The sequence below is a fragment of the Streptomyces sp. NBC_01446 genome (genome assembly GCF_026340095.1).
Taxonomy (GTDB): Bacteria; Actinomycetota; Actinomycetes; order Streptomycetales; family Streptomycetaceae; genus Streptomyces; species Streptomyces aureus.
This window is the reverse complement of record NZ_JAPEPO010000001.1, coordinates 5148906-5165871: the sequence shown is the minus strand read 5'-3', so window position 1 is coordinate 5165871 and position 16966 is coordinate 5148906. Positions and strand designations below refer to the sequence as shown.

The 16966-nt window shown below is 70.5% G+C and carries 14 protein-coding genes; 10 read left to right on the top strand and 4 right to left on the bottom strand.

The genetic code is table 11. The features are described 5' to 3' along the window. Positions 1 to 42: 42 nt before the first annotated feature. The 4 genes from OG456_RS23210 to OG456_RS23195 form a co-directional block, all read right to left on the bottom strand. Positions 43 to 1041, bottom strand: a complete 999-nt coding sequence (locus OG456_RS23210; RefSeq protein ID WP_266564017.1) for a cation diffusion facilitator family transporter — start codon at positions 1039 to 1041, stop codon at positions 43 to 45. Positions 1042 to 1088: 47 nt separating this feature from the next. Continuing rightward, on the bottom strand, positions 1089 to 1970 hold the full coding sequence (locus tag OG456_RS23205) for an acyl-CoA thioesterase II (RefSeq protein WP_266564016.1): 882 nt from the start codon (positions 1968 to 1970) through the stop codon (positions 1089 to 1091). Between the two features lie 36 nt (positions 1971 to 2006). Beyond that, a complete protein-coding gene (locus OG456_RS23200) occupies positions 2007 to 3164 on the bottom strand; it encodes an acyl-CoA dehydrogenase family protein (RefSeq protein ID WP_100594312.1) in 1158 nt (385 codons plus the stop codon). Positions 3165 to 3256: 92 nt separating this feature from the next. Further along, complete coding sequence (locus tag OG456_RS23195; RefSeq protein WP_266564015.1) at positions 3257 to 3850, bottom strand: TetR/AcrR family transcriptional regulator; 594 nt, start codon at positions 3848 to 3850, stop codon at positions 3257 to 3259. A gap of 111 nt (positions 3851 to 3961) precedes the next feature. Here OG456_RS23195 and OG456_RS23190 point away from each other — a divergent pair, with 111 nt between their 5' ends. The 10 genes from OG456_RS23190 to OG456_RS23145 all read left to right on the top strand — a co-directional run bounded on the left by OG456_RS23190 (position 3962) and on the right by OG456_RS23145 (position 16913). Then, positions 3962 to 5584, top strand: coding sequence for a carboxyl transferase domain-containing protein (locus OG456_RS23190; protein WP_266564014.1), 1623 nt, complete (start codon positions 3962 to 3964; stop codon positions 5582 to 5584). A 19-nt stretch (positions 5585 to 5603) separates the two neighbouring features. Next, positions 5604 to 7541, top strand: a complete 1938-nt coding sequence (locus OG456_RS23185) for an acetyl-CoA carboxylase biotin carboxylase subunit (protein ID WP_266569396.1) — start codon at positions 5604 to 5606, stop codon at positions 7539 to 7541. Next, a complete protein-coding gene (locus OG456_RS23180) occupies positions 7538 to 8506 on the top strand; it encodes a hydroxymethylglutaryl-CoA lyase (protein ID WP_266564013.1) in 969 nt (322 codons plus the stop codon). Before OG456_RS23185 ends, OG456_RS23180 begins: the two co-directional genes overlap by 4 nt. Before the next feature lie 5 nt (positions 8507 to 8511). Beyond that, on the top strand, positions 8512 to 9672 hold the full coding sequence (locus tag OG456_RS23175) for an acyl-CoA dehydrogenase family protein (RefSeq protein ID WP_266564012.1): 1161 nt from the start codon (positions 8512 to 8514) through the stop codon (positions 9670 to 9672). 104 nt (positions 9673 to 9776) lie between these two features. Continuing rightward, positions 9777 to 10826, top strand: a complete 1050-nt coding sequence (locus tag OG456_RS23170; protein ID WP_266564011.1) for an ABC transporter substrate-binding protein — start codon at positions 9777 to 9779, stop codon at positions 10824 to 10826. A gap of 5 nt (positions 10827 to 10831) precedes the next feature. Continuing rightward, complete coding sequence (locus OG456_RS23165) at positions 10832 to 11719, top strand: siderophore-interacting protein (RefSeq protein WP_266564008.1); 888 nt, start codon at positions 10832 to 10834, stop codon at positions 11717 to 11719. Between the two features lie 152 nt (positions 11720 to 11871). Continuing rightward, complete coding sequence (gene desA / locus OG456_RS23160; RefSeq protein ID WP_266564006.1) at positions 11872 to 13323, top strand: lysine decarboxylase DesA; 1452 nt, start codon at positions 11872 to 11874, stop codon at positions 13321 to 13323. Further along, positions 13307 to 14587 carry a lysine N(6)-hydroxylase/L-ornithine N(5)-oxygenase family protein gene (locus OG456_RS23155; protein ID WP_266564004.1) on the top strand — a complete coding sequence of 427 codons (1281 nt, stop codon included), beginning with the start codon at positions 13307 to 13309 and terminating at the stop codon, positions 14585 to 14587. The genes desA and OG456_RS23155 overlap by 17 nt, the downstream gene beginning before the upstream one ends. Next, entirely contained in the window at positions 14584 to 15144 is a 561-nt protein-coding gene (locus tag OG456_RS23150; protein ID WP_266564002.1) for a GNAT family N-acetyltransferase, read from the top strand. The genes OG456_RS23155 and OG456_RS23150 overlap by 4 nt, the downstream gene beginning before the upstream one ends. Further along, entirely contained in the window at positions 15141 to 16913 is a 1773-nt protein-coding gene (locus OG456_RS23145) for an IucA/IucC family siderophore biosynthesis protein (protein ID WP_266564000.1), read from the top strand. Before OG456_RS23150 ends, OG456_RS23145 begins: the two co-directional genes overlap by 4 nt. Positions 16914 to 16966: the final 53 nt, after the last annotated feature.

The following is a 16966-nucleotide window of genomic DNA, read 5'->3' as shown; positions in this document are numbered from 1 at the left end:
GCCCGCGCTTCGCGCGGACGACGGGGGTTCAGAGACAGGCTCTCAACCCCACGGGTTGAGCCCCTCCTCGCGCCGCTGCGCGAACCCGGGTGTCGGGTCGAGGTAGACCCGGGTCACGTTCGGGAACCGCTCGCGCAGCCGGGCGGCCGCCTCCTCGCAGGCCCACTCGATCTGCGCGGCGGTCGAGGTGTCGCGCAGGTCGACCTTCGCCGCGACGAGCGCCTCGCGCGGGCCCTGGACGAGGGTGGTCAGTTCGAGTACGGCCTCGATGTGCTCGACGCCGGCGAGCAGTTCGCGGATCTCCAGGCGGACCGCCTTGGGCAGCGGGCGCCCGATGAGGAGTTCGGCGTTGGACCGTCCGAGGACCCAGGCGACGTACAGGAGCAGCGCGCCGATGGACAGGGAGGCGATGGCGTCCCAGACGCCGGAGCCGGTGAGCTGACCGCCGAGCAGTCCGCCCGCGGCGAGGAGCAGGCCGACGAGGGCGGCCGAGTCCTCCATGACGACGGCCTTGACGGCCGTGTCGGGGGTGCGGCGCAGATAGTGGCCCACGGGCGCCCCCGTGCGGGCGGCCTCCCCGCGGACCTGCTTGATCCCGGTGCGCAGGGAGAAGCCTTCCAGGACGAAGGCGACGGCGAGGACGATGTACGAGATGAGCGGGTCGCCGAGGTCCTCGCCGGCCACCAGGGTGTGGATGCCGTCGTAGATCGAGAAGACGGCGCCGCCGACGAACGTGGCGACGGCGGCGAGCATGGCCCAGATGTAGCGCTCGGGCCCGTAGCCGAGGGGATGTTCCTCGTCCGCGGGCTTCTCGCTGCGCTTCAGCGCGGTGAGCAGCAGCACCTCGGTGACGGTGTCGGCGACCGAGTGGGCCGCCTCCGAGAGCATGGCGCTCGACCCGCTGATGATTCCGGCGACGGCCTTGGCGAGGGCGATCCCGAGATTGGCGGCGGCCGCCACGAGGACGGTGGTGACGCTCTCGCCCCCGCCGTCCTCCCCCGCGTCCCCTGCCGTCCCACTCTGCTCAGCGCTCGTGCCCATGCAGGTGACGGTATGTCCGATCCCCGCGTGCCGCGAACCACGCGGGCTCACCGCGGGACGCGGACGACGCCCTCCTGGATCACGGAGATGGCGAGCTGTCCGTCGCGCGTGTAGATGCGGGCCTGGCCGAGGCCGCGCCCGCCCGAGGCCGACGGCGACTCCTGGTCGTACAGGAGCCATTCGTCCGCGCGGAACGGCCGGTGGAACCACATCGCGTGGTCGAGCGAGGCGCCGACCACGTCGCCCACGGCCCATCCCCCGCGCCCGTGTGCGAGCAGCACGGAGTCGAGGAGCGTCATGTCCGAGACGTACGTGGCGAGGCAGACGTGCAGCAGCGGCTCGTCGATGACGCCGTGGAGCTTGCCGTTCGTACGGAACCAGACCTGCGAACGCGGCTCCTGCGGGGTACCCACGCTGCCGAACGGCGGCGCGTCCACGTACCGCAGGTCGACGGCCTCGCGCGCTTCGAGGAGCCGCTCGGCGACGCCGGGCTCGACGAACGCGTCGGCGTAGCGCGGCAGCATCTCGGCGGCGGTGGGCAGAGTCTCGGGGTCGGGCGCGGACGGCATGGCCGCCTGGTGCTCGAGCCCGTCCTCGTACGTCTGGAAGGACGCCGAGAGATGGAAGATCGGCTGCCCGTGCTGGACGGCGACGACGCGGCGCGTGGTGAAGGAGCGCCCGTCGCGGATCCGGTCGACCGTGTACACGATGGGCGCGCCCGGGTCACCGGGTCGCAGGAAGTACGCGTGCAGCGAGTGGGCGTGCCGGTCGCCGGGGACGGTGCGCCCGGCGGCGACGAGCGCCTGGGCGGCCACCTGCCCGCCGAAGACCCGGGGGACGACGGCGGAGCGGGACTGCCCGCGGAAGATGTCCTGCTCGATCTGCTCCAGGTCGAGCAGATCGAGCAGGGACTCCAGTGCCTGATTCATACAGCCAGTTCTACAGAAGGCGGAGGGACGGGCGGGTTACAGGCCCATGTCCTTCGCGATGATCGTCTTCATGATCTCGCTGGTGCCGCCGTAGATGCGGTTGACGCGGTTGTCCGCGTACAGGCGCGCGATCGGGTACTCGTTCATGAAGCCGTAGCCGCCGTGCAGCTGGAGGCAGCGGTCGATGACGCGGTGCGCGACCTCGGTGCAGAACAGCTTGGCGCTGGCGGCCTCGGCGGGGGTCAGCTCGCCCGCGTCGAGGGCCTCCAGGGCGCGGTCGGCGACGGCCTCGGCGGCGTCCACCTCGGCCTGGCAGGCGGCCAGTTCGAACTTGGTGTTCTGGAAGGAGGCGACGGGCTTGCCGAAGACGGCGCGCTCCTGGACGTACTCCTTGGCGAACCGGACGGCGGCCTTGGCCTGCGCGTAGGCGCCGAAGGCGATGCCCCAGCGCTCGGAGGCGAGGTTGTGGCCGAGGTAGTAGAAGCCCTTGTTCTCCTCGCCGAGGAGATCCTCGACGGGGACCTTCACGTCGACGAACGCCAGCTCGGCGGTGTCGGAGGTCTTCAGGCCGAGCTTGTCGAGCTTGCGGCCTATGGAGTAGCCCTCGGACTTCGTGTCCACCGCGAAGAGGGAGATGCCGTGACGGCGGTCCTCGGCGGTGGGCGCGTCGGTGCGGGCGCAGACGATCACCTTGTCGGCGTGGACGCCGCCGGTGATGAAGGTCTTGGCGCCGTTGAGGACGTAGTGCGTGCCGTCCTCGCTCAGCTTGGCGGTGGTCTTCATGCCCGCGAGGTCGGAGCCGGTGCCCGGCTCGGTCATCGCGAGGGCCCACATCTCCTCGCCGGAGACGAACTTCGGCAGGAAGCGCTTCTTCTGCTCGTCGGTGGCGAGCATCTTGATGTACGGGAGGCCGAGCAGCACGTGCACGCCGGAGCCGCCGAACTGGACACCCGCGCGCGAGGTCTCCTCGTACATCACCGCCTCGAACTTGTACGAGTCGATGCCGGCGCCGCCGAACTCCTCGGGCACGCGGATACCGAAGACGCCGAGCTCGGCGAGCTTGTAGTAGAAGTCGCGCGGGGCCTGCCCGGCCGCGAACCACTCGTCGTAGACGGGCACAACCTCGGCCTCGATGAAGGCACGGATGGTGTCCCGGAACGCCTCGTGGTCCTCGTTGTAAACGGTACGGCGCACGACCTGCTCCTTCGGAAACGGCATCACTGCACGACTAAGCGCTTGCTCAGCTTAGGTTACCCGCCAGTTTCTGGAGCGTCCAGAGACGCACATCACGCCTGGGCGGCCTCGAAGGCCCCGCGGGCCATGCGGTGCAGCAGGCCCGCCGTCGCCTCGCGGCCGGGCAGTCCGCCGGACCTGCCGAGGTGCGGGGTCGAGTTGAGCAGGCCGAACACCGCGTGCACGGCGGCCCTCGCGGGCTGCTCGACCAGGCCCGGATAGACCTCGCGCACCGCCTCGACCCACAGCTCGACGTACTGGCGCTGGAGCTGGCGCACCAGCTTGCGGTCACTGTCACGCAGGCGGTCCAGCTCGCGGTCGTGCAGGGTGATCAGGGGGCGGTCGTCGAGGGCGAAGTCGATGTGCCCCTCGATGAGCGAGTCGAGCAGCGCCTCGGGATCGCCGCCGCCGGACTCGGCGAGACGGCGCTTGCCGCCGGTCAGGAGCCGCCCGCTGATGCCGACGAGGAGCTCGGCGAGCATCGCGTCCTTGCCCGCGAAGTGGCGGTAGAGCCCGGGGCCGCTGATGCCGACCGCGGCACCTATCTCGTCGACGCCGACTCCGTGGAACCCGCGCTCGGCGAACAGGCGCGCGGCCTCCTTGAGGATCTGCTCGCGGCGGGTGGGGGCGTCGGTTCTGGTGGCCATGAAGGTAATTCTAGACAGCGACGTTAGCGGTCGTTAACCTGAGGGAAACGCGTTAACGCTCATTAACCGAGCGGGAGCCGAACGACGCGAGCCGAATGAGGGGACTGCGCGATGCAGGAGGCACCGGAGCTGACGAGCGCGGCGGACCCCGCCTCGGAGGCCTGGAAGGCCAACGAGGCGGCGCACGAGGCGCTGGCCGACGAGCTGCGCGGCAAGCTGGCCGCGGCCCGGCTCGGCGGCGGCGAGCGGGCCCGCGCCCGGCACACCGCGCGCGGCAAGCTGCTGCCGCGCGACCGCGTGGACGCGACGCTCGACCCGGGCTCCCCGTTCCTGGAGCTGGCGCCGCTCGCGGCCGACGGGATGTACGGGGACCAGGCCCCGGCCGCCGGGGTGATCGCCGGGATCGGGCGGGTCAGCGGCCGCGAGTGCGTGATCGTCGCCAATGACGCGACGGTCAAGGGCGGCACGTACTACCCGATGACGGTGAAGAAGCACCTGCGCGCCCAGGAGGTGGCCCTGGAGAACCGGCTGCCGTGCCTCTACCTGGTGGACTCGGGCGGCGCCTTCCTGCCGATGCAGGACGAGGTCTTCCCCGACCGCGAGCACTTCGGGCGGATCTTCTACAACCAGGCACGGATGTCGGGCGCCGGCATCCCCCAGATCGCGGCGGTCCTCGGCTCGTGCACGGCGGGCGGCGCGTACGTCCCGGCGATGAGCGACGAGGCCGTGATCGTGCGCAATCAGGGCACGATCTTCCTGGGCGGCCCGCCCCTGGTGAAGGCCGCCACCGGCGAGGTCGTCACCGCCGAGGAGCTAGGCGGCGGCGAGGTGCACTCCCGGGTCTCGGGCGTCACGGACCATCTCGCGGAGGACGACGCGCACGCGCTGCGGATCGTGCGGACGATCGTCTCGACGCTCCCGGAGCGCGGCCCGCTGCCCTGGTCGGTCACCCCGGCGATCGAGCCGAAGGTGGACCCCGCGGGGCTGTACGGCGCGGTGCCGGTCGACTCGCGCACCCCGTACGACGTGCGGGAGGTCATCGCGCGCGTGGTCGACGGCTCGCGGTTCGCCGAGTTCAAGGCGGAGTTCGGGCAGACCCTCATCACCGGCTTCGCCCGCATCCACGGCCACCCGGTCGGGATCGTCGCGAACAACGGCATCCTGTTCTCCGAGTCCGCCCAGAAGGGCGCGCACTTCATCGAGCTGTGCGACCAGCGCGGCATCCCGCTGGTGTTCCTGCAGAACATCTCGGGCTTCATGGTGGGGCGTGACTACGAGGCGGGCGGGATCGCCAAGCACGGCGCCAAGATGGTCACCGCCGTGGCCTGCACGCGCGTACCGAAGCTGACCGTCGTGATCGGCGGCTCGTACGGCGCGGGGAACTACTCGATGTGCGGCCGGGCCTACTCGCCGCGCTTCCTGTGGATGTGGCCGGGCGCCAAGATCTCCGTCATGGGCGGCGAGCAGGCCGCCTCCGTCCTCGCGACCGTCAAGCGCGACCAGCTGGAGGCGCGCGGCGAACAGTGGCCCGCCGAGGACGAGGACGCCTTCAAGGCGCCGATCCGGGCCCAGTACGAGGAGCAGGGGAACGCCTACTACGCGACGGCCCGGCTCTGGGACGACGGCGTGATCGACCCGCTGGAGACCCGGCAGGTCCTGGGCCTCGCCCTGACCGCCTGTGCCCACGCGCCACTGCCGGAGAAGTCCGGCGGCTTCGGCGTCTTCCGGATGTGAGGGGAGGGACCCCATGAGCATGTTCGACACCGTTCTTGTGGCCAACCGCGGCGAGATCGCCGTCCGCGTCATCCGTACGCTGCGGGCGCTCGGCATCCGCTCGGTGGCCGTGTACAGCGACGCGGACGCCGACGCCCGCCATGTGCGCGAGGCCGACACGGCGGTCCGGATCGGGCCGCCGCCCGCGGGCGAGAGCTACCTCCGCGTGGACCGGCTCCTCGAAGCGGCCGCGCGCACGGGCGCGCAGGCCGTCCACCCGGGCTACGGCTTCCTCGCCGAGAACGCCGCGTTCGCGCAGGCCTGCGCCGACGCCGGCCTCGTCTTCATCGGCCCCTCCGCCGACGCGATCTCCCTCATGGGCGACAAGATCCGCGCCAAGGAGACGGTGAAGGCGGCCGGGGTCCCGGTCGTGCCCGGCTCGTCCGGCAGCGGCCTGACCGATGCCCAACTGGCGGACGCGGCGCGGGAGATCGGCATGCCCGTGCTGCTCAAGCCGTCCGCGGGCGGCGGCGGCAAGGGCATGCGTCTGGTGCGTGACGAGGCGCTGCTCGGCGACGAGATCGCGGCCGCACGGCGCGAGGCCCGCGCCTCCTTCGGCGACGACACACTGCTCGTGGAGCGCTGGGTCGACCGCCCCCGGCACATCGAGATCCAGGTCCTGGCCGACGGCCACGGGCACGTGATCCACCTGGGCGAGCGCGAGTGCTCCCTCCAGCGCCGCCACCAGAAGATCATCGAGGAGGCGCCGAGCGTCCTCCTCGACGAGGCGACGCGCGCGGCGATGGGCGAGGCCGCGGTGCAGGCGGCCCGCTCGTGCGGGTACCGCGGCGCCGGCACGGTGGAGTTCATCGTGCCGGGCAACGACCCTTCGTCGTACTACTTCATGGAGATGAACACCCGCCTCCAGGTGGAGCACCCGGTCACGGAGCTGATCACGGGCGTCGACCTGGTGGAGTGGCAGCTGCGGGTCGCCGCCGGTGAGCAACTTCCGTACGCACAGGACGACATCGAGCTGACCGGGCACGCGGTCGAGGCGCGGATCTGCGCCGAGGACCCTTCGCGCGGCTTCCTGCCGTCGGGCGGCACGGTCGTCTCGCTGCGTGAGCCGCAGGGCGACGGGGTGCGCACCGACTCCGGCCTCAGCGAGGGCACGGAGGTCGGGAGCCTGTACGACCCGATGCTGTCGAAGGTCATCGCGTACGGGCCCGACCGGGCGACCGCCCTGCGCAAGCTGCGCGCCGCCCTAGCGGGGACGGTCACGCTGGGCGTGCCGACGAACGCCGGGTTCCTGCGGCGGCTGCTCGCGCACCCGGCGGTCATGGCGGGCGAGTTGGACACCGGGCTCGTGGAGCGCGAGGCCGACGGCCTGGTCCCCGGAGAGGTGCCGGAGGAGGTGTACGAGGCGGCCGCCGCGGTCCGCCGGGCGGCCTTGACGCCGTCGGGATCCGGCTGGACCGACCCGTTCGCGCAGCCGACCGGCTGGCGCCTGGGCGGCACGCCCGCACCGGTCGACTTCCACCTCAAGGCCGCGGGACACGAGCCCGTCACGCACCGCGCGCGCGGCACCCACACCGTCGGCGCCGACAGCGTCACCGTCCACCTGGACGGCCTGACCCACACCTTCCACCGGGCCGGTGACTGGCTGGGCCGCGAAGGCGACGCCTGGCACGTGCAGGACTTCGACCCGGTCGCCGCCTCGCTGACCGGCGCCGCGCACTCCGGCGCCGACTCCCTCACCGCGCCGATGCCCGGCACGGTCACCGTGGTGAAGGTGGCCGTGGGCGACGAAGTGATCGCGGGACAGAGCTTGTTGGTGGTCGAGGCGATGAAGATGGAGCACGTCATCTCCGCCCCGCACGCCGGCACCGTGGCCGAACTGGACGTCACACCGGGCACGACCGTCGCGATGGACCAGATCCTCGCGGTCGTCTCGCCGCACGAGGAGATGACGGCATGAGCAACCCCGTACCCGCCCTGCCCATGGTCGTGCCCTCCCAGGACCTGCCCGCGCGCGTGCGCATCCACGAGGTCGGCGCGCGCGACGGACTGCAGAACGAGAAGGCGACGGTCCCCACGGAGGTGAAGGCGGAGTTCGTGCACCGCCTCGCGGCCGCGGGCCTGACCACCATCGAGGCGACCAGCTTCGTGCACCCCAAGTGGGTGCCCCAACTGGCGGACGCGGAAGCCCTGTTCCCGCTCCTCCAGGACATCGAGCCCCGCCCGCACCTGCCCGTGCTCGTGCCGAACGAGCGGGGCCTGGACCGGGCCCTCGCGCTCGGGGCGCGCCGCGTCGCCGTGTTCGCCAGCGCCACGGAGTCGTTCGCCAAGGCCAATCTGAACCGGACGGTGGACGAGGCGCTCGCCATGTTCGAGCCGGTCGTGACCCGGGCCAAGGAGGGCCGGGCGCATGTGCGCGGCTATCTCTCCATGTGCTTCGGGGACCCCTGGGAGGGCGCCGTCCCGGTCCACCAGGTCGTCCGGGTCGCCAAGGCCCTGATGGACATGGGGTGCGACGAGCTGAGCCTCGGCGACACGATCGGCGTCGCGACGCCGGGCCACGTCCAGACGCTCCTGGCCGAGCTCAACGAGGAGGGCGTGCCGACGAACGCGATCGGCGTGCACTTCCACGACACGTACGGCCAGGCCCTGTCCAACACCCTCGCGGCGCTCCAGCACGGGGTGACCACCGTGGACGCCTCCGCGGGCGGCCTCGGCGGCTGCCCGTACGCGAAGAGCGCCACCGGAAATCTCGCCACCGAAGACCTCGTGTGGATGCTTTCGGGCCTCGGTATCGAGACCGGGGTCGACCTGGGCCGTCTCACCGCCACCAGCGCGTGGATGGCCGAACAGCTGGGCCGGCCCAGCCCGTCCCGCACCGTCCGCGCCCTCGTGAAGACGGCACAGCCCCTACAGGAGCAGTGAACAAGATGGACCACCGCCTGAGCAGCGAGCACGAAGAACTCCGCCGCACCGTCGAGGAGTTCGCGCACGACGTCGTCGCCCCGAAGATCGGCGACTTCTACGAGCGGCACGAGTTCCCGTACGAGATCGTGCGGGAGATGGGCCGCATGGGCCTGTTCGGGCTGCCCTTCCCGGAGGAGTACGGCGGGATGGGCGGCGACTATCTGGCCCTCGGGATCGCCCTGGAAGAGTTGGCGCGCGTCGACTCGTCCGTGGCGATCACGCTGGAGGCGGGCGTCTCGCTCGGCGCGATGCCCCTCCACCTGTTCGGGACCGAGGAGCAGAAGGCCGAATGGCTGCCGCGGCTGTGCTCCGGCGAGGTCCTCGGCGCGTTCGGCCTGACCGAGCCCGACGGCGGCTCGGACGCGGGCGCGACCCGTACGACGGCGAGGGTCGACGAGGCGACCGGCGAGTGGGTGATCAACGGCACGAAGTGCTTCATCACCAACTCCGGTACGGACATCACCGGTCTGGTCACGGTGACGGCGGTCACCGGCCGCTCCCCCGAGGGCAAGCCGCAGATCTCCTCGATCATCGTGCCGTCCGGCACGCCGGGCTTCACGGTGGCGGCGCCGTACTCGAAGGTCGGCTGGAACGCGTCGGACACGCGTGAGCTGCACTTCGACGACGTACGGGTCCCCGCGGCGAACCTGCTCGGCGAACAGGGCCGCGGATTCGCCCAGTTCCTACGGATCCTGGACGAGGGCCGCATCGCGATCGCCGCGCTGGCCACCGGTCTGGCGCAGGGCTGTGTGGACGAGTCGGTGAAGTACGCCAAGGAGCGGCACGCGTTCGGCCGCAACATCGGCTCGTACCAGGCGATCCAGTTCAAGATCGCCGACATGGAGATGAAGGCGCACACGTCCCGCCTCGCGTGGCGTGACGCGGCCTCGCGGCTGGTGAGCGGGGAGCCGTTCAAGAAGGAGGCGGCGCTCGCCAAGCTCTACTCGTCGACGATCGCGGTCGACAACGCGCGCGAGGCCACGCAGATCCACGGGGGCTACGGCTTCATGAACGAGTACCCGGTGGCCCGTATGTGGCGCGACTCGAAGATCCTCGAGATCGGCGAGGGCACGAGTGAGGTGCAGCGCATGCTGATCGCGCGGGAGCTGGGCCTGACGGGCTGAAAGAGCGGCGGCGAGGGGGCCCTCTGGACAACGACTTAGGTTAGGTTAACCTAAGTCAGAATCCGGCCAGCGGCCCTCCGCTCGTCACGAAAGCAGCCACTGTCATGCCCCATGCCCGTCTCACCACCCCTTCCCGTCGCGGCATCCTCGCCGCGGGCGGCGCCCTCGGCCTCGGAGCCGCGCTCGCCGCCTGCGGCAGCGATTCCAAAGACAGCGGCTCGGGCGCCAAGTCGGGCAGCGCCAAGTCCGGCCCCTGGTCCTTCAAGGACGACCGCGGCACGACGGCGAAGGCCGCCAAGGTCCCGGCGAACGTCGTCGCGTTCACCAGCGTCGCCGCCGCCCTGTGGGACTACGGCATCGAGTGCAAGGGCGTCTTCGGTCCGACGAAGACCTCGGACGGCAAGGCCGACGTCCAGGCCGGCGACATCGACGTCGACAAGGTGACGATCCTCGGCAACGAGTGGGGCCGCTTCAACATCGAGAAGTACGCGGGCCTCGCCCCGGACCTCCTCGTCACCACCGTGTACGACACCGCCGGAACCCTCTGGTCCGTCCCGCCGGAATCGAAGGACAAGATCCTCGAGCTGGCCCCGAGCGTCGGCATCTCCGTCTACGACCGCCAGATGACGCAGCCCCTGCAGCGCCTGCTCGCCCTCGCCGAGTCGCTCGGCGCCGACGTGAAGGCCGACAAGGTCGTCAAGGCCAAGAAGCGCTTCGAGGCCGCGGCCGCGCGCCTGCGCAAGGCAGCCAAGGCGCACCCCGGGATCAGGGTCCTCGTCGGTTCCGCGAGCCAGGACATCTTCTACGTCTCCGGCACGAACCTCTCCGCCGACCTGGAGTACTTCAAGTCGCTCGGCGTGAACTTCGTCGAGCCCTCGGAGAAGGCCAAGAAGGCGTCCGGCGGCTGGTTCGAGAACCTGAGCTGGGAGAACATCGACAAGTACCCGGCCGACGTCATCATGATGGACAACCGCACGGCCACCATTCAGCCCGCGGACCTCGACCGCGACAAGGCCACCTGGAAGAAGCTGCCCGCCGTCAAGGCCGGCCAGGTCATCCCGCGCGTCACCGAGCCCATCTACTCGTACGACAAGTGCGCCCCGATGCTCGATGGCCTCGCCGAGGCCATCGAGCAGGCGAAGAAGGTCGGCTGACACACATGACGACGACCGAGTCCCCCGCGATCGCACCCTTCCGATTCTTCGACCTCCAGGTAGCGCGGGCGCGGCGGCTCGGTCCGTCGCTGCGGCGCGTGACGTTCACGGGGCCCGACCTCGTGGACTTCCACGCCGGAGGCCGCGACCAGAGCCTGTCGCTGTTCCTGCCGCGGCCGGGCCAGGAGGCCCCCGTCCTGCCGGCCGCCGAGCCGGGCGACGACGGTCGCGCCTGGCACGCCGCGTACCGGGCGCTCCCGGACGACGTGCGGGCCGTGATGCGCTCGTACACGGTCAGCGGGCAGCGCCGCACGCCCGGCGAACCCGGCGAGGTCGACATCGACTTCGTCCTGCACCACGACGGCCCCGGCGGCGCGGGCCCCGCCTGCGTCTGGGCCGAGGCGGCGAAGGCCGGTGACCGCGTGACGGTGCTCGGCCCGGCGGTCGCCGACAACACGGCCGTACGCTGCCGCCCCCACGAGGGCGCCGACCACGTCCTGATGTGGGGCGACGAGACCGCCCTGCCCGCAGCCCTGGGCATCCTCGCCTGGCTGCCGCCGGAACTGTCCGCACATGTCTGGCTGGAGGTCCCGCACCGCGAGGACATCCCGGCGATCGAGACCTCGGGCGACGTCACCGTCACCTGGCTCGTGCGTGACGAGAACGCGCCGTCCGCGCTGGACGCGATCCGCGCGGCCGAACTGCCGGACGCTTCGAGTCCGTACGCCTGGCTCGCGGGCGAGTCCGGAACGATGAAGGAGCTGCGCCGCCACCTGGTGCGTGAACGCGCCTACGACAAGCGGTCGGTGACGTTCGTCGGTTACTGGCGCAAGGGGCTCAGCGAGGACGGTCTGCGCGTCGCCGAGGCCCAGGAGGCGGCCGCCGAGGGCTGACGGGCAGCACCATCCGGCCACTCACGAGGGGCGGGGTCGCAAGCGCAACTTAGGCTAGGCTAACCTAAGTCAAGCGCTGGGACCTCGCCCCTTCCCATGCCGCCCGTCTTCCCCGCTCACCCGCATTCCTGCCCCCACCCGGAGGACCGTTCATGCGCTCGCACCTGCTCAACGACACGACCGCGGAGCACTACCGCCGTTCCGTGACCGAGGGAATCGAGCGGGTGGCGGCCAAACTCGCCACCACCGACCGGCCGTTCACCGGGGTCACGGTCGACGAGCTCACGCCCCGCATCGACGCCGTCGACCTGGACAAGCCCCTCCTCGACACCACCGCCGCCCTGGACGAGCTCGAAGAGGTCTACCTCCGCGACGCGGTCTACTTCCACCACCCGCGCTACCTCGCCCACTTCAACTGCCCGGTCGTCATCCCGGCCGTGGTCGGCGAGGCCGTGCTCTCCGCGGTCAACTCCTCCCTCGACACCTGGGACCAGTCGGCCGGCGGCACCCTGATCGAGCGCAAGCTCATCGACTGGACCACGAGCCGCGTCGGCCTCGGCCCCGCCGCCGACGGCGTCTTCACCTCCGGCGGCTCCCAGTCCAACCTCCAGGCGCTGCTGCTCGCCCGCGACGAGACCAAGTCCGAGAACGCCGAACACCCCACGAAAATGCGGGTGTTCGCCTCCGGGGTCAGCCACTTCAGCGTCAAGAAGTCCGCGACGCTTCTCGGCCTCGGCCCCGACGCCGTGGTCACCATCCCCGTCGACCGGGACAAGCGGATGCAGACCGTCGCCCTCGCCCGGGAGCTGGCGCGCTGCCGCGAGGAGGGCCTCGTACCCATGGCGGTCGTCGCCACGGCAGGGACCACCGACTTCGGCTCCATCGACCCGCTCCCCGAGATCGCCGAGCTCTGCGCCCAGTACGGCACCTGGATGCACGTCGACGCCGCGTACGGCTGCGGGCTCCTCGCCTCCGTCAGGAACCGGCACCTCCTCGACGGCATCGAGCGCGCCGACTCCGTCACCGTCGACTACCACAAGTCGTTCTTCCAGCCCGTGAGTTCGAGCGCCGTCCTGGTCCGTGACGCCGCCACCCTGCGGCACGCCACGTACCACGCCGACTACCTCAACCCGCGCCGCATGGTCACCGAGCGCATCCCCAACCAGGTCGACAAGTCCCTCCAGACGACCCGCCGCTTCGACGCGCTCAAGTTGTGGATGACGCTGCGCGTGATGGGCGCCGACGGTGTCGGGCAGCTCTTCGACGAGGTGTGCGACCTGGCGGGCAGGGCCTGGGAGCTGCTCGCCGCGGACCCCCGGTTCGACGTCGTCGTCGAGCCGCAGCTGTCCACCCTCGTCTTCCGCCACATCCCGGCCGGCGTCACCGACCCCGCGGAGATCGACCGCGCCAACCTGTACGCCCGCAAGGCCCTGTTCGCGTCCGGCGACGCCATCGTCGCGGGCACCAAGGTGGGCGGCCGCCACTACTTGAAGTTCACCCTGCTCAACCCCGAGACCACCGACGACGACATCGTCGCGGTCCTCGATCTGATCGCCGGCCATGCCGAGCAGTACCTGGGAGAGAACCTTGTCGAAGCTTCCTGAGTCCCCTGATCCCCTCGACTTCATCGGGATCGGCCTCGGCCCCTTCAACCTCGGCCTGGCCGCCCTCACCGAGCCGATAGCCGAACTGAACGGTGTCTTCCTGGAGTCCAAGCCGGACTTCGAGTGGCACTCTGGGATGTTCCTCGAGGGCGCCCACCTCCAGACGCCGTTCATGTCGGACCTGGTCACGCTCGCCGACCCGACCTCCCCGTACTCCTTCCTGAACTACCTCAAGGAATCGGGGCGGCTGTACTCCTTCTACATCCGCGAGAACTTCTATCCCCTGCGGACCGAGTACAACGACTACTGCCGCTGGGCCGCCGCAAAACTCACCGGCATCCGCTTCGGCACGACCGTCACGCAGGTGTCCTACGACGAGGCCGCCGAGGTGTACGTCGTGAGCACCGAGGGCGGCGAGACCTACCGCGCGCCGCGCCTCGTCCTCGGCACCGGCGCCCCGCCGCACATCCCCGAGCCCTGCCGGGGCCTCGGCGGCGACGCGATCCACAACTCCCGCTATCTGCACCACAAGCAGGAGCTCCAGCAGAAGGACTCGATCACCCTCGTCGGCAGCGGCCAGTCCGCCGCGGAGATCTACTACGACCTCCTCGGCGAGATCGACGTCCACGGCTACCGCCTCAACTGGGTCACCCGCTCCCCGCGCTTCTTCCCCCTCGAGTACACGAAGCTGACGCTGGAGATGACCTCTCCCGAGTACGTGGACTATTTCCACGCGCTGCCCGAGGAGACCCGCTACCGCCTGGAGACCCGGCAGAAGAACCTCTTCAAGGGCATCGACGGCGACCTCATCAACGAGATCTTCGACCTGCTCTACCAGAAGAACCTGGCCGGGCCCGTCCCCACTCGACTGCTCACCAACTCGGCTCTGCGGAGCGCGAGTTACGAGAACGGCACGTACACGCTCGGCCTGTGCCAGGAGGAGCAGGGCAAGGACTTCGAGCTGCGCACCGACGGCCTGATCCTGGCCACGGGCTACACGTACGAGACGCCCGCCTTCCTGGAGCCGGTCCGCGACCGGCTCAACTGGGACAGCCGGGGCCGCTTCGACCTGGCCCGCAACTACTCCGTCGACACCACGGGCCGCGGCGTGTTCGTCCAGAACGCCGGCGTGCACACGCACTCGATCACCTCGCCCGACCTGGGCATGGGCGCGTACCGCAACGCGTACATCATCCGTGAGCTGCTCGGCACCGAGTACTACCCCGTAGAAAAGACCATCGCGTTCCAGGAGTTCGCCGCATGAGCACCCCCACCGGCTCCCCCACCGGCACCTTCAGCATCCGCCCCCTCGACCCCGTCACGGACGCCGAGCTGCTGCACCGCTGGGTCACCGACCCCAAGGCCGCGTTCTGGCTGATGCAGGACGCGAAACTGCAGGACGTGGAGCGCGAGTACATGGCGATAGCCGCCGCCGAGCACCACGACGCGTACATAGGCCTCCACGACGGACAACCCGCTTTCCTCATGGAGCGCTACGACCCGGCGCACGTCGAACTCGTCGGCCTGTACGAGCCCGAGCCCGGCGACGTCGGCATGCACTTCCTGACGGCGCCCAGCGACGTCCGCCACCCCGGCTTCACCCGCGCCGTGATCATCACGGTGATGGAGTTCCTGTTCGCCGACCCGGCGGCCCGACGCGTCGTCGTCGAGCCCGACGTGCGCAACAAGGCCGTGCACGCCCTGAACGAGGCCGTCGGCTTCGTCCCCGCGCGTGTCGTCCAGAAGCCCGAGAAGCAGGCGCTGCTCAGCTTCTGCACGCGCGAGCAGTTCCTCGCCGCCACGGGGGTGTCCGCCGTATGACGCTCTCCGACGCCGTCACCCACCTCTCCCCCGAGCGCTGGGCCGAGGCCAACCGCCTCCTCGTCCGCAAGGCACTCGCCGAGTTCACCCACGAGCGCCTCCTCACGCCGGAGTCCCTCGGCTACGACCGGTACTCGGTGCGCTCCGACGACGGCGCGACCGAGTACCGCTTCACCGCCCGCCGCCTGCGTCTCGACCACTGGCAGGTCTTCGCGGAGTCGATCTCGCGCCACCGCGACGGCGCCGAACTCCCGCTCAGCGCGATGGAGTTCCTCATCGAGCTGAAGACCTCGCTCGGCCTGAGCGACGCGATCCTGCCGGTCTACCTGGAGGAGATCTCCTCCACCCTCTCCAGCACCTGCTACAAGCTCGCCAAGACCCCGGTCAGCGCGGCCTCCCTCGCCCTCGACGGCTCCTTCCAGGAGATCGAGACGGGCATGACCGAGGGCCACCCCTGCTTCGTCGCCAACAACGGCAGGCTCGGCTTCGGCGTCCACGAGTACCTCTCGTACGCCCCCGAGACCGGGAGCCCGATCCGGCTGATCTGGCTGGCGGCGACGCAGGAGCGGGCCGCGTTCACGGCCGGTGTCGGGCTCGACCACGAGTCCCACCTGCGCGCCGAGCTGGGTGAGGAGACCCTCGCGCGGTTCGCGGCCACGCTCACGGACCAGGGCCTGGACCCGGACGACTACCTGCTCATCCCCGTCCACCCCTGGCAGTGGTGGAACAAGCTGTCGGTCACCTTCGCCGCCGAGGTCGCCCAGCGCCATCTGGTGCTCCTCGGCGAGGGCGACGACCAGTACCTCGCGCAGCAGTCGATCCGCACGTTCTTCAACGCGTCGCACCCGGAGCGGCACTACGTGAAGACGGCCCTGTCCGTCATCAACATGGGCTTCATGCGCGGCCTGTCCGCCTCGTACATGGAGGCCACGCCGGCCATCAACGACTGGCTCGCGCAGCTCATCGAGAACGACGAGGTCCTCAAGGCGACCGGCCTGACGATCATCCGCGAGCGCGCCGCCGTCGGCTACCGGCACCTGGAGTACGAGGCCGCGACCGACCGCTACTCCCCGTACCGCAAAATGCTCGCCGCCCTGTGGCGCGAGTCGCCCGTCCCGTCCCTGGCCGACGGGGAGCGCCTCGCCACGATGGCCTCGCTGCTCCATGTCGACGCCGACGGCCGCTCGTTCGCCGCGGCCCTCGTCGAGCGCTCGGGCCTGACGCCCGCCGAGTGGCTCCGCCCGTACCTGCGGTCGTACCTCACGCCGCTGCTGCACAGCTTCTACGCGTACGACCTCGTGTACATGCCGCACGGCGAGAACGTCATCCTGGTGCTCGGTGAGGACGGCACGGTCCAGCGGGCGATCTTCAAGGACATCGCCGAGGAGATCGCGGTCATGGACCCCGACGCGGTCCTCCCGCCGGGCGTCGACCGGATCCGGGTCGAGGTTCCCGACGACCAGAAACTGCTGTCCATCTTCACGGATGTCTTCGACTGCTTCTTCCGCTTCCTCGCGGCGAACCTGGTCACGGAAGGCGTGCTCGACGAGGACACGTTCTGGCAGGCGGTCGCCGACTGTGTCCGCGACTACCAGGAGTCGGCGCCCCAACTCGCGGACAAATTGCGGCAGTACGACATGTTCGCCCCGGAGTTCACACTGTCCTGCCTCAACCGGCTCCAGCTGCGCAACAACGAGCAGATGGTGGACCTCGCGGACCCGGCGGGGGCCCTTCAGCTGATCGGGACGCTGCCGAACCCGATCGCGTAGACGTCAGTGGGGCTCCGGCGACGCCGCAGTCCATAGCGACTGCGGCGCGGGTC